Origin of the sequence: Ruegeria pomeroyi DSS-3, assembly GCF_000011965.2 — a bacterium.
GTDB lineage: Bacteria > Pseudomonadota > Alphaproteobacteria > Rhodobacterales > Rhodobacteraceae > Ruegeria_B > Ruegeria_B pomeroyi.
In genome coordinates, this window is sequence record NC_003911.12 from 2,295,311 (window position 1) to 2,307,228 (window position 11,918).

Consider the following 11,918-nt stretch of genomic DNA (forward strand, 5'->3'; position numbering starts at 1 on the left):
TTCATGACCGGAACCATTGGCGAAAAAACAGAGATTACCGTGACACTGGGCTGCGAACCGCGCCTGCTGGTCACCATCGTGGAAAAGCCCGACGGCGGGCTGTTCATCGACATCAAGTCCGAGGACCCTTCGGCCGAGGTGGGTGATCTCGACGGGTTCTTCTTCAACTTCAACGACGATGCGACACTGGACGGGCTGAACATCTGGCCCGCCGAGAACGAAGGCACCCAATGGTCGCCGGTCACCGATGTTCAGATGAACCCGGACGCGGTCGACAGCCTGAGCAACGGCGCCCAGCTGGCCGAGAGCTATGATGCGGGTATCCAGTTCGGCACAACCGCGGATTCGACCGAAGGCTATGTCAGCGCCGCCAACTTCACCATGTGGTCAGAGAACGGGCCGCTCAGCATCTCGGATATCGACCTCGACAGCCTGGCCGCGGTGGTGGATTCCGACACCGGCAACGGCATCGTCAAGACCGTCAGCGACAGCACCGGCGAAACCGAAGACCCCGACGGTGAACATGACGAGGACGAATGCGCCTTTGTGATCGAGGGGCCCGTCAATACCGAAGTGGTGCTGACCCAGCTCGAGAATGGCGATATTCGCGTCGACCTCGAGGTGCTCGAAGGCGACGACCCGGACGCGACCGGCCAGATCGGCGATATCACCGGGCTGTTCTTCAACGTCGGCGATGACAGCCTGCTGGACGGCATGACCGTGAGCGGCGAGGATGTCACCGGATCGCAATTTGCCGCCGGCTCGGTCAACGATCTGGGCAACGGCGCCAATATGGAAGGCGCCCAGGAGGGCGAGACCGGCGAGACCGCAAACGGGTTCGATGCCGGCATCGCGATTGGCAAGAACGGGATCGGGCATGGTGACGATATCCGCGCCACCAGCTTTACCCTGTCGCATCCCGACGGGCTCAGCCTCGAGGATTTCAGCGGCGAGTATTTCGGGCTGCGCCTGACTTCGGTCGGGGACGAGGACAGCGATGACCGCGAAGGCTCGTTGAAGCTGATCGGCCAGTGCGAGGACGAGCCGCAGCCGCCGATCTGCGATGACCAGTACTATCTGAACGATGTCATGGCGTTGATGACCCAGCCCATGCATGACGAGCTGGCCTATGAGATGATGGCCAGCGACCCGGTCGAAGAGGTGGATCTGGTCGAGACCTACTGAGCACCCTGCCCGCTCAGAACAGGCTTAGCTGATCGCCGGGCTGCGGGGGCACCCGGAACAGATCGCATCTCAGGGCTGGCGCCTCCTGCGCCAGCCCGATGCGTTTGCAGGCGGCACGGAACCGTTTCGCGATCATCTGAGCATATTCGCCCTCGCCCCGCATGCGGTGGCCCCAGCGCGGGTCGTAATCGCGCCCGCCATGCATCTCGCGCAGGCGCGCCATCACCTTGGCGGCGCGGGCGGGCGCATGTTCGGCCAGCCACTCCTGCCACAACGGCGAAACCTCGCGCGGCAGCCGCAGCATGATCCAGCTGGCGGTATCGGCGCCCGCCTCGGCCCCGGCGGCCAGCAGCGATTCGAGTTCGTGATCGGTCAGACCGGGAATCAGCGGAGAGGTCATCACCCGCACCGGCACCCCTGCGCCGTTCAGCGCCCGGATCATCGCCAGCCGCCGTTTCGGCGATGGCGCGCGCGGCTCCATCCGCCGCGCCAGAGCGGCATCCAGCGTGGTCAGCGAGATACCCACCCGCACCAGCCCGCGCGCGGCCATCGGCGCCAGGATGTCCAGATCGCGCTCTATCAGCGCACCGCGGGTGACGATGGCAACCGGATGATTGAATTCCGCCAGTACCTGTAAACAGGCCCGGGTGATCGCATGGGTCTTTTCCAGCGGCTGATAGGGGTCGGTATTGGTGCCGATGGCAATCGGCGCCACTTTGTAGCGCCGCGCGCTCAGCTCGGCCCGCAACACCTCGGCCGCGTTGGGCCGCGCCACCAGCCGGGTTTCGAAATCAAGCCCCGGCGACAGGCCCAGATAGGCGTGGCTGGGCCGGGCAAAGCAATAGGAACAGCCATGTTCGCAGCCCCGGTAGGGATTGATCGAACGATCGAACGGCAGATCGGGCGAGCGGTTATAGCTGATCAGGCTGCGCGCGGTCTCCAGCGAAACCTGGGTCCTGAGCGGCGGCAGTTCCTCCTCCCGCTCCCAGCCGTCATGTTCGGCCACCCGCTCCAGCGGTTCGAACCGGCCCGCGTCGTTGCTGCGCGCGCCGCGCCCGACGGGTCGGGCCGAAATCAAGGGGGGCAAGGGCTGAGTCTGCATGCCCGAAACTAGAACATTCAGCGAACATTGAGCAAGGCAAAAGACGCCGCCGATCTGACCGCCCGCCCGCGCTTTCGCAGCGGTTATATGCAGCACATTGATGATCTAGCTGCGCAATACTCATTATCATTCGGGCATTTTTCCTCCTATAGGTCGGTTGCAACACCGCCCATGTCGCAATCAACGCAGTGGAAAAGTGACCTTCGGGCAAAAAGGAAAAAAACGGCACCCCGGGCTCCACCCCGCCAAAGTTTGAGGAATTGCGCCATGTCGGAAGAAGAAGACATCATCCTGTCGGAACTCGACGACGAAGAACTTGTCCAGCAGATGTTCGACGACCTTTACGACGGTCTCAAGGAAGAGATCGAAGAAGGCGTCAACATCCTGATCGAACGCGGCTGGGTCCCCTATGACGTCCTGACCAAAGCTCTGGTCGGCGGCATGACCATCGTCGGCGCCGACTTCCGCGACGGCATCCTGTTCGTTCCCGAAGTGCTGCTGGCCGCCAACGCGATGAAGGGCGGCATGGCCATCCTGAAGCCGCTGCTGGCCGAAACCGGCGCGCCCCGTGTGGGCAAGATGGTCATCGGCACCGTCAAGGGCGACATCCACGACATCGGCAAAAACCTGGTTTCGATGATGATGGAAGGCGCCGGGTTCGAGGTGGTCGACCTGGGCATCAACAACCCGGTCGAGAACTATCTGGAAGCGCTGGAAAAAGAAGAGCCCGATATCCTGGGCATGTCGGCCCTGCTGACCACCACCATGCCGTATATGAAGGTGGTGATCGACACGCTGATCGAACAGGGCAAGCGCGACGATTACATCGTGCTGGTCGGCGGTGCGCCGCTGAACGAGGAATTCGGCAAAGCCATCGGCGCCGATGCCTATTGTCGCGATGCCGCCGTGGCGGTGGAAACCGCCAAGGACTGGGTCGGCCGCAAGCACAACCGCATGGCCGGCTGAACACACAGACTTACCATGGATCAGGGCCGTCCCCAGGGGCGGCCTTTTTCTGTTGGGCAAGGCCGCTCTGGCAGGCCGAATTCTGCCGATGCCGCACAACCTCCAATATTCCCCCTGACTTTGGCCATATTTGCACCGTAATTCGACCGCGTACCCAAAGCTGCCCGGAGGTGCCCCATGCCAACGACTTTTACAGCGCTGTTCCTCGGCAATCTGGCCGATATCGACACGTTCGAAGGCAACAACTCTGCCGAAAGTGCCGGTGCGCTGGTGGGGCTGACCTTTGGCTCCATTGCCGATCCGCTGGTTGACAGCGCCGTGACATGGAGCGCGGTGGGAGACCCCGGCAGCTTCTTTGACATGGACAACAATCCGGCCGAGCAATTCTCGATTGATGGCGGCCCGGCGCAGACCTTTGACGGCACCGCCGTCTATGACGCGACCATCACCTATACCGATGGCAGCACCGCAACCATCACCGCGGTGCTGGCCCAGGACGTGAACGGCAATACCTATCTGGTGCCCGAGTTTTCGGCCAATGCCGATCAGGCGGCGCTTGAGGCGGGAATCATCCAGTCTCTGACGCTCGATGCCGTCACCGGAGGCGGCGCCAACTATTCCGGCCTGACCGCCAATCGGCAGGACTGGCAACTGGTCACCTGCTTCACCCCCGGCACCATCATCGACACCGAAGATGGGCCGCGCCTGATCGAGGAGTTGCAGCCGGGCGACCTCATCCGCACTCTCGACCATGGAGACCAGCCGCTGCGCTGGATCGGGCGCACCACCGTGCGCGCCACCGGCGCCTTTGCGCCGGTTCTGATCCGGGCCGGGGCGCTGGACAACCGCCGCGACCTGATCGTCTCGCCCCAGCACCGGATGCTGATCGAGGGGTGGCGGGCCGAGCTGATCACCGGCCATTCGCAGGCCCTGGTGGCCGCCAAGCATCTGGTCAATGCGCGCGACATCCTGATCGCGCCCGGCGGCGAGGTCACCTATATCCACCTACTGTTCGACCGGCACGAGATCATCTGGGCCGAAGGCTGCCCGACCGAAAGCTTCCACCCCGGGCAGATGGGCTGGTCGGGTCTGGAACAGGCGGCGCGCGACGAGATCCTGTCGCTGTTCCCGGAACTGGCCACCACCGGCATGCAGAGCTTTGGCCCGCTGGCCCGCCCTGCCATCCGCCAGCACGAGGCCTTGCTGTCGGTCACCTGACACTTCCTGTCGCCTGCGAGCTTGCCTTTGCCGGTCGGGGCCGGGCATTCTGCGCCGACCCCAACCGGTACAAGGCGGCCCCGACATGAACATGCTCCCCGATGACGCCCAGCTGACCCGCAGCGGGCTCAGCCTGAGCAGCGGCGATGCACGCATCCTGCTGATCGCCTGTGGTGCGCTGGCGCGCGAAATCCTGGCATTGCGCGATCGCAACGGCTGGACCCATATGGATCTGACCTGCCTGCCCGCCATCCTGCATGTCTATCCCGAGCGGATCACCGCCGCGGTCGAGGAAGCGGTGGCGCGCCACCGCGACAGCTATCAGCGGATCTTCGTGGTCTATGCCGATTGCGGCACCGGCGGCCTGCTTGAGGCCGCCTGCGAGCGGCTGGGGGTCGAGATGGTCAAGGGCCCGCATTGCTATTCCTTCTTCGAAGGCAACGCGCGCTTCGCCGAAGTCTCGGAAGACGAGATCACCGCCTTTTACCTGACCGATTTTCTGGTCCGCCAATTCGACGCCTTCGTGTGGAAGCCGATGGGTTTCGACCGTCATCCGGACCTGATTCCGATGATGTTCGGCAATTACACCAAGCTGGTCTATCAGGCCCAGACCGACGATCCGGCCCTGACCGAAAAGGCGCGTACATGCGCCGAGCGGCTTGGCCTTGCCTTCGAGCGCCGCTTTACCGGCTATGGCGATCTGGAAACCACAATGGCGGGCTGGGCAGACAAGGCAACGCGCGGCTAGGCCGCGCGCGCCCATCGTAGCGCTGGTCAGGCGGTCTCTTGCGCGGTCAGCTGCGCCATGGCACTTGCCTCGTAGGCGGCGATGGCGGCGCCATCAAGTCGGCTGTCGACCCGGTCGACCCAGGCCTTGATGGCGGGGCTGTCGGGCAGCAGGTGGGGCGCCCATTGAAAGGGAGAGGCCAGCAGAATATCGGCAACGCTTAGCTCCGCTCCCAAAAGGAACGGCCCCTTTTGCGCGCCCTGTTCCAGCACGGCGCTGAGTTCTCCCATGCCGCGAAAGGTCTCGATGATCGCCGGGTGATCCAGCCCGGCGAAGGCGGCCACCAGAACCGGCTCCAGCACCCCGCCCGAATAGGCCATCCAACTGAGGTAAGCGCCGCGCCCGGGCGCGCCGATGGCGGGGCTCAGCGGCTGACCGAACAGCTCGTCCAGATACATCATGATGGCCGCGCTTTCGCGAATCCCCGTGCCGTCGTCGGTGACCAGATAGGGCACCTTGCCCTCGGGATGGGGATTGCTCGGATCATGCCGCCCGCTGCCGTCATGGCGAACAACGTCGACTGTCACCACCTCGACCTGATCCAGCTTGCCGATCAGCATCAGCTGCGCGATGACGCGGGAAGAGCGGGTATGGGGCGAATAATAGAGTGTTGGCATTTGGATCACCTTTGATCTGAGGGGTTGAAGATGCCCCCATGTGCCAATACCCTCCTGCCAGTTCTTGTCAGGAGGTTTGCGGGACCCTGCCCCATGCCCAAGACCGACCGCCTGTTCCGCCTTCTGCACCTGATCCGGGGTTTGCGCCCGCCGGTGACCGCCGCACGGCTTGCCAGCGCGATGGAGGTGTCCGAGCGCACGATCTATCGCGACATCGACAGTCTGCGGGCGGCCGGTGCCCGGATCGAGGGCGAGGCTGGTGTCGGCTATACCATGGTCGAGGACCCCGCCCTGCCGCCGCAGACCTTTACCCGGATCGAGATCGAGGCGCTGACGCTGGGGCTGGCCGATGTGACCCAGCGCGGCGATGCCGATCTGGCCCGGGCGGCCAGTGACGCGCTGGTCAAGATCCTTGCCACCCTGCCCGAACGCCAGCAGCGCCAGGCCATGCATGCGGTCAACATGGCGCAGCGCCTGATCACGCCCGCGACCCCCACCATCGACATGACCCTGCTGCGCGAGGCGATGTGGGCCGAAGAGGCGCTGGATATCGGCTATCGCGACCTGAAACAGGAGCGCACCCGGCGCCGCATCTATCCGCTGGCGCTGTCCTATCACGACCGCAGCGTGATGCTGCTGGCCTGGTGCTGCAAACGGCAGGATTTCCGCAGCTTTCACGTGACCCGCATCGAGGGTTACGAGAAGACACAACAAAGCTTTCGCCCGCGCCGGGTCACCCTGTTGCGCGACTATGTCGAAAAGTTGCGCGCCCGCGATCAGGCCTGCCTGGACGGCCTCGCCTAAGTGCTCAGGCGGCCTCGGCGGCGACCATGCGGATGCGCTCGATCATCGCGCGCAGCCCGTTCGAACGCTGCGCCGAAAGATGGTCGTTCAGCCCAAGGCGCGCGAGTTCGGCGCGCGCGTCGATCCGCGCCACCTCGGCCACCGGCACCCCGTTGTAAAGCGCGCGCAAGACCGCGATCAGCCCGCGCACGATCATCGCGTCGCTGTCACCGTCAAATCGGAACACGCCGCCCTCGATCACCGGATGCAGCCAGACCTGGCTGGCACAGCCATGCACCCGGGTTGCGGGCACTTTCAATGCCTCGTCCAGCGGGTCCATCAGCTTGCCCTGTTCGATCACATGGCGATAGCGGTCTTCCCAATCGTCGAGAAACTCGAAATCCTCGACAATCTCCTCAAAGGCGGGGCTGGCCATGTCACGCTCCTGCTCAGGTCATATGCGGGTCAGCAGTGACCTAAGCCCCGTCCGACCCGCTGTCCAGACCTGCCATGGCTTTTCAAGCGTGCCGGGATGCGCTAACCGATAGTCAGGACAACACCAAGGATTTGCGGGGCACCCCATGCTGAAACCACTGATTGCTCTCGTGACCGCCGGATCGGTGCTGACGGCCTGTGGCGGCTGGCGCGACTCGCGGGTCAATCCGTCGAACTGGTTCGGCCCCTCGACCCCGGCCCCGATCGAGGCGACGGCAGGCGAAGAGACCAATCCGCTGATCCCCAGAAACTCGGGCAAGGGCCTGTTCGCGCGCCCCGATCCCGAGGATCGCAGCATCCTGATCACCCAGGTGACCGAACTGAAGGTCGAGCCCACCACCACGGGCGCCATCATCTCGGTGGTCGGCGTGGCCAACCGGCAGGGCGGCTTTGATACCGAACTGCGCCCGATCGTGACACCCGAGAATACCGAGGCCGGTATCCTCGCCTATGGCTTCCGCGTGGTCTATCCCGAGGACGCGACCCCGCAAGGGCCGGTGCAGACGCGCACCATCCGCGAGGCGGTCAGCGTGTCGCGCCAGGACCTGGCCGGGATCAAGGTGATCCGGGTCGAGGCCAAGGACGGCGCGCTGGAAACCCGGCGCCGCTAAGGCCCGGTGGCGCGGCCCGCCGCGCGGCGGGGCCTCGGGCAAATCTAGTGTATGGATAGAGTCGGGCGACGCTGATGTTACAGCGTCACCACCTCGACGTTCTGGCCCTTGGCGGCCAGGCCGATCTCGCCCTGACACAGCCGCAGCGCATCGGCGCCGAACACTTCCAGCCGCCAGCCGGTCAGCGACGGCACGTCGCGTTCGCCCGCCGCGATCAGGTCCAGCTCGGCGCTGTTGGCGATCAGCTTGGCGGCAACTCCCACGGTCTCGGTCTTGGCTTTCAGCAGCACCCGCAGAAGATCGGCCAGCGCCGGGTTCACCTGCAGGTTCTCGCGGCCATTGGTGGCCTTTGGCATCTTCTCGGGCGGGCAGTCGATACCACGGCCCACCGCTGCCAGGATCCCGTCGGCAATCGCCCCCTTGCGCGCCTCGCGCAAGAGGAGCCGCGAGCCGCCCAGGTCGGCATGTGTGCGCGGTTTGGTCGAGGCCAGCTCGATCAGCGCGTCGTCCTTGAACACCCGGTTGCGGGGGACGTTGTTGTCCTGGGCATAGCTTTCGCGGAACTGCGCCAGTTCGCGCACCACCGCCAGGAACTTGCCCGAGTTGGTGCGGGTCTTGATCCGGCGCCACGCCTCTTCGGGACGGATATCATAGGTGGCCGGATCGGTCAGCGTGCGCAGTTCCTCGGCAACCCAATGGCTGCGCCCGGTCTTGGCCAGATCGGCGGCAAGATGTTCATAGATCTGACGCAGATGGGTGACATCGGCCAGCGCATAGGTTTTCTGCGCATCGCTCAGCGGGCGGCGCGACCAGTCGGTAAAGCGCGAGGTCTTGTCCAGCCCCTGCCGGCAGATCTTGCGCACCAGCGTCTCGTATCCCACCTGCTCGCCAAAGCCGCAGACCATGGCCGCGACCTGGGTGTCAAACAGCGGCTCGGGGAACACCCCCGCATCGACCCAGAAGATCTCCAGATCCTGGCGCGCGGCATGGAACACCTTGACCACCGAAGTGTCGCGAAACAGTGTATAAAGCGGCTCCAGCTCCAGCCCCTCGGCCAGCGGATCGACCAGCACGGCGCTATCCGCGTCCTCGCCGGGATAGGCCAGCTGGATCAGGCAGAGTTTCGAATAATAGGTCCGTTCCCGCAGAAATTCGGTATCGACGGTCACATAAGCATGGCTGGCGGCCGCCTTGCAGAACGCGGCCAGTTCGGGAGTGGTTGTCAGGGTCTTCATACGGCTTTTATCTTGTTCTTTTCCTTGGTTCCGCCCGTGCCCCCGGAACGGGTCGGTTCCGCCCACCTTAGGGACATCGCAGCGTCTCTGCAAACCCCCTGTGAGATGCGCAACTGGCCTCAGGGCAGCCAGACGGGGCGGCGGTCGCCGCCGGCAAAGCGGCGCAGGACCGCCGGATAGAGTTTGTGTTCCCAGGTCAGCACCCGGGCGGCAAGGGTTTCCGGCGTGTCGCCGGGTTCAACGGCAACGCGGGCCTGCCCCAGGATCGGGCCATCATCGAGTTCCGAGGTCACCTCGTGCACGGTGCAGCCATGTTCGGTATCACCGGCTGCCAGCGCGCGGGCATGGGTATGCAGCCCCTTGTATTTGGGCAGCAGCGAGGGGTGGATGTTCAGCATCCGGCCCTGGAAGCGGTCGGTGAACCCGGCGGTCAGCACCCGCATGAACCCGGCAAGGCAGACGATATCGGCACCGGCCTCCAGAATGGGTTTCACCAGTTCCGCCTCAAACGCGGCGCGGTTCTTGCCATAGGGGCGGTGATCGACCACCGCCGTCGGCACGCCGCGCGCGGCGGCCTTGGCCAGCCCGCCCGCGTTTGCGTCATTGGACAACACCAGACAGGGTCGCGCCGGATGGTCGCCGGTCATGCTGTCGACCAGCGTGACCATGTTCGACCCGCTGCCCGAAATCAGGATCGCGACGCGCTTTGCGCTCACAGCAGCTTGCCCGTATAGGCGATGCCGGGCGTCGTGGTGACGGTGCCGATACGGGCAACGGTCTCGCCCTCGGCGCTCAGCAGCTCGGCCAGCGCCTCGGCCCGGTCTGCGGCGCAGACCACGATCATGCCGATACCACAGTTGAAGGTCTTGAGCATCTCAGCCTCGGCAATGCCGCCGGTTTCGGCCATCCAGCCGAACACGGGCGGAAGATCCCAGGTGTCGAGGTCGATGGTGGCGCCCATGCCCTCGGGCAGGACGCGCGGCAGGTTCTCGGTGAGGCCGCCGCCGGTGATATGGGCCAGCGCATGTACGCCACCGGCGCGGATTGCGGCCAGCACCTGGCGCACATAAAGCCGGGTCGGCGTCAGCAGCGCCTGACCCAGTTTGCCGTCGCCAAAGGGGCAGTCCGATTCCCAGGTATTGCCCGAAATCTCGACCAGCTTGCGCACCAGCGAATAGCCGTTGGAATGCACCCCGTTCGAGGCGAGACCCAGCAGAACGTCGCCCTCGACCACACCTTCGGGCAGCGCGGTGCCGCGCTCCATCGCGCCGACGGCAAAGCCCGCCAGATCGAAATCGCCCGCCGGATACATGCCGGGCATTTCCGCCGTCTCGCCGCCGATCAGGGCGCAGCCGGACTGCACGCAACCCTCGGCGATGCCTTCGATGATGCGGGCGGCGGTGTCGGTCTCAAGCTTGCCTGTGGCGAAATAGTCGAGGAAAAACAGCGGCTCGGCGCCCTGGCAGACCAGGTCATTGACGCACATGGCCACGAGGTCGATGCCGACCCCGTCAACCAGGCCGGTGTCGATGGCGATGCGCAGCTTGGTGCCGACACCATCGGTCGCGGCGACCAGAACCGGGTCCTGATACCCGGCTGCCTTGAGATCGAACAGCGCGCCGAACCCGCCCAGCCCGCTGGCCACGCCGGGGCGGTTGGTGCGCTTGGCGGCCGGCTTGATCCGGTCCACCAGCGCGTTGCCCGCGTCGATATCCACCCCTGCCTCGGCATAGGTGATGCCGTTCTTGCCGCTGGTCATCCTCTGGCTCCTTCCAAAACGTTGCGGCAGCCTTTAGCGCAAGGCGAAACGGAAGGGAACAGGGATCGCCCCGCACCGCGACATTGGGTGCGGGGCTGGGGGCGTCAAAGGCCGAATTGCCAGGGCGCGGGCTGCCAGGCATAGGCCGCGCCCTGCCGCAGCACCCGGCCCAGCGCGGGAAAGTCCAGATGCGCGCCGGTCACCAGCAGGTTGTCGGCCACCGCCCGGTCCAGCATCCGGCGCCGGGTGGTCACGGTCTGCGCCGTATCGGCGTCAAAGGCGATGGTCCAGCCCGGCTCGGCGAATTGCAGCGCGGTGGAGTGGATCAGGTCGCCCCAGAACAACAGCCCCTCGCCACCCGCATCCAGCATGAAGCCGGTATGGCCGGGCGTGTGCCCCGGCAGGTCCAGCGCGGCGAAACCCGGGGCCGCCTCGCCCTCGCCCGCCAACAGACGCAGCCGGTCGGCATAAGGCGCCACCGCGCGGCGTGCTATGTCGAAGAAGCCGCGGCTGCCCTCGGGCACGCTGGCCAGAATGGCATCATCGTGCCAGAAATCCCATTCGCGCTGTGCCACCACCAGTTCGGCATTGGCAAAGGCCGCCGTCCCGTCAGCGGCCAGCAGGCCGCCGGCGTGGTCGGGATGCATATGGGTCAGCAGGATGGTGTCGATCGTCTCGGGCGCAACCCCGGCTGCGGCCAGCCCCGCATGCAGCGCGCCCAGCCCCGGCCCCATCAGCTGTGCGGTGCCGGTGTCGATCAGCACCCGGCGCCCGCCGCGCTCGACCAGATAGCCGTTGACCGGGATGGTCAGGGCATTGTCCTGCATCCGGTGCAGGCCCTGTGCCAGCACCTGTTGCGCGCGGGCCTCGTCATAACCGTTGATCAGCTGAGTACCGACAGGCAGATGCCCGTCCAAGAGCACCGTCACCCGGGCATCACCCAGGGCAAAGCCATGGGTGATCTCCCCTGCCTCGGTCACCTCGGCCCGTGCAACTGCACCGCCACCAAGGCTCAGAACCGGCGCTGCCGCCAGTGTGGACAAGAAAGCCCTGCGATTGATTGTCATAAGAAACTCCACTATCTGTTCCGGGGTGTTTCCCCGTGACGCCCAGATAATGCGCCTGCTGGGCAGCAGATATCCCTGCCCCTCAGATAACGG

At 65.2% G+C, this 11,918-nt stretch carries 13 protein-coding genes; 6 read left to right on the forward strand and 7 right to left on the reverse strand.

Annotated features, from left to right (window positions below):
- Positions 1 to 3: 3 nt before the first annotated feature.
- Positions 4 to 1,185 carry a hypothetical protein gene (locus SPO_RS22210; RefSeq protein ID WP_011047881.1) on the forward strand — a complete coding sequence of 394 codons (1,182 nt, stop codon included), beginning with the start codon at positions 4 to 6 and terminating at the stop codon, positions 1,183 to 1,185.
- 13 nt (positions 1,186 to 1,198) lie between these two features.
- Here the strand turns inward: SPO_RS22210 and SPO_RS10945 are convergent, their stop codons facing one another.
- Positions 1,199 to 2,287 carry a PA0069 family radical SAM protein gene (locus SPO_RS10945; RefSeq protein WP_051420351.1) on the reverse strand — a complete coding sequence of 363 codons (1,089 nt, stop codon included), beginning with the start codon at positions 2,285 to 2,287 and terminating at the stop codon, positions 1,199 to 1,201.
- Between the two features lie 267 nt (positions 2,288 to 2,554).
- Between SPO_RS10945 and SPO_RS10950 the strand changes: the two genes are divergently transcribed.
- From SPO_RS10950 to SPO_RS10960, 3 genes are all read left to right on the forward strand, one after another.
- Positions 2,555 to 3,253, forward strand: a complete 699-nt coding sequence (locus SPO_RS10950) for a corrinoid protein (RefSeq protein WP_011047883.1) — start codon at positions 2,555 to 2,557, stop codon at positions 3,251 to 3,253.
- Between the two features lie 177 nt (positions 3,254 to 3,430).
- A complete protein-coding gene (locus SPO_RS10955; RefSeq protein WP_011047884.1) occupies positions 3,431 to 4,471 on the forward strand; it encodes a Hint domain-containing protein in 1,041 nt (346 codons plus the stop codon).
- Positions 4,472 to 4,556: 85 nt separating this feature from the next.
- Positions 4,557 to 5,219, forward strand: a complete 663-nt coding sequence (locus tag SPO_RS10960) for a DUF1638 domain-containing protein (protein ID WP_011047885.1) — start codon at positions 4,557 to 4,559, stop codon at positions 5,217 to 5,219.
- Between the two features lie 26 nt (positions 5,220 to 5,245).
- On the opposite strand, the gene SPO_RS10965 is transcribed toward SPO_RS10960, so the two are convergent.
- Positions 5,246 to 5,875 (reverse strand): glutathione S-transferase family protein, encoded by a 630-nt coding sequence (locus tag SPO_RS10965; protein ID WP_011047886.1) that lies wholly within the window; start codon positions 5,873 to 5,875, stop codon positions 5,246 to 5,248.
- Between the two features lie 93 nt (positions 5,876 to 5,968).
- On the opposite strand from SPO_RS10965, the gene SPO_RS10970 reads away from it, so the two are divergent.
- Positions 5,969 to 6,679, forward strand: a complete 711-nt coding sequence (locus tag SPO_RS10970; RefSeq protein ID WP_011047887.1) for a helix-turn-helix transcriptional regulator — start codon at positions 5,969 to 5,971, stop codon at positions 6,677 to 6,679.
- A gap of 4 nt (positions 6,680 to 6,683) precedes the next feature.
- Here SPO_RS10970 and SPO_RS10975 read toward each other — a convergent pair whose 3' ends face one another.
- Positions 6,684 to 7,094 carry a SufE family protein gene (locus tag SPO_RS10975; protein WP_011047888.1) on the reverse strand — a complete coding sequence of 137 codons (411 nt, stop codon included), beginning with the start codon at positions 7,092 to 7,094 and terminating at the stop codon, positions 6,684 to 6,686.
- Positions 7,095 to 7,239: 145 nt separating this feature from the next.
- Between SPO_RS10975 and SPO_RS10980 the strand changes: the two genes are divergently transcribed.
- Positions 7,240 to 7,764 carry a hypothetical protein gene (locus tag SPO_RS10980; protein WP_011047889.1) on the forward strand — a complete coding sequence of 175 codons (525 nt, stop codon included), beginning with the start codon at positions 7,240 to 7,242 and terminating at the stop codon, positions 7,762 to 7,764.
- A 77-nt stretch (positions 7,765 to 7,841) separates the two neighbouring features.
- On the opposite strand, the gene rnd is transcribed toward SPO_RS10980, so the two are convergent.
- The 4 genes from rnd to SPO_RS11000 all read right to left on the reverse strand — a co-directional run bounded on the left by rnd (position 7,842) and on the right by SPO_RS11000 (position 11,801).
- Positions 7,842 to 8,999: a ribonuclease D gene (gene rnd / locus SPO_RS10985; protein WP_011047890.1), complete on the reverse strand. Its 1,158-nt coding sequence runs from the start codon at positions 8,997 to 8,999 to the stop codon at positions 7,842 to 7,844.
- 119 nt (positions 9,000 to 9,118) lie between these two features.
- A complete protein-coding gene (purN, locus tag SPO_RS10990) occupies positions 9,119 to 9,715 on the reverse strand; it encodes a phosphoribosylglycinamide formyltransferase (RefSeq protein WP_011047891.1) in 597 nt (198 codons plus the stop codon).
- Positions 9,712 to 10,758, reverse strand: a complete 1,047-nt coding sequence (gene purM / locus SPO_RS10995) for a phosphoribosylformylglycinamidine cyclo-ligase (protein WP_011047892.1) — start codon at positions 10,756 to 10,758, stop codon at positions 9,712 to 9,714. Before purM ends, purN begins: the two co-directional genes overlap by 4 nt.
- A 104-nt stretch (positions 10,759 to 10,862) precedes the next feature.
- The gene (locus tag SPO_RS11000; protein ID WP_322786976.1) at positions 10,863 to 11,801 is read right to left on the reverse strand and encodes an MBL fold metallo-hydrolase; all 939 of its coding nucleotides are present in this window, start codon (positions 11,799 to 11,801) and stop codon (positions 10,863 to 10,865) included.
- Positions 11,802 to 11,918: the final 117 nt, after the last annotated feature.

Bases quoted from the DNA above. Each gene is read 5' to 3' on its own strand.
- SPO_RS22210 (WP_011047881.1), top strand. From the start codon at position 4: ATGACCGGAACCATTGGCGAAAAAACAGAGATTACCGTGACACTGGGC.
- SPO_RS10945 (WP_051420351.1), bottom strand. From the start codon at position 2,287: ATGCAGACTCAGCCCTTGCCCCCCTTGATTTCGGCCCGACCCGTCGGG.
- SPO_RS10950 (WP_011047883.1), top strand. From the start codon at position 2,555: ATGTCGGAAGAAGAAGACATCATCCTGTCGGAACTCGACGACGAAGAA.
- SPO_RS10955 (WP_011047884.1), top strand. From the start codon at position 3,431: ATGCCAACGACTTTTACAGCGCTGTTCCTCGGCAATCTGGCCGATATC.
- SPO_RS10960 (WP_011047885.1), top strand. From the start codon at position 4,557: ATGAACATGCTCCCCGATGACGCCCAGCTGACCCGCAGCGGGCTCAGC.
- SPO_RS10965 (WP_011047886.1), bottom strand. From the start codon at position 5,875: ATGCCAACACTCTATTATTCGCCCCATACCCGCTCTTCCCGCGTCATC.
- SPO_RS10970 (WP_011047887.1), top strand. From the start codon at position 5,969: ATGCCCAAGACCGACCGCCTGTTCCGCCTTCTGCACCTGATCCGGGGT.
- SPO_RS10975 (WP_011047888.1), bottom strand. From the start codon at position 7,094: ATGGCCAGCCCCGCCTTTGAGGAGATTGTCGAGGATTTCGAGTTTCTC.
- SPO_RS10980 (WP_011047889.1), top strand. From the start codon at position 7,240: ATGCTGAAACCACTGATTGCTCTCGTGACCGCCGGATCGGTGCTGACG.
- rnd (WP_011047890.1), bottom strand. From the start codon at position 8,999: ATGAAGACCCTGACAACCACTCCCGAACTGGCCGCGTTCTGCAAGGCG.
- purM (WP_011047892.1), bottom strand. From the start codon at position 10,758: ATGACCAGCGGCAAGAACGGCATCACCTATGCCGAGGCAGGGGTGGAT.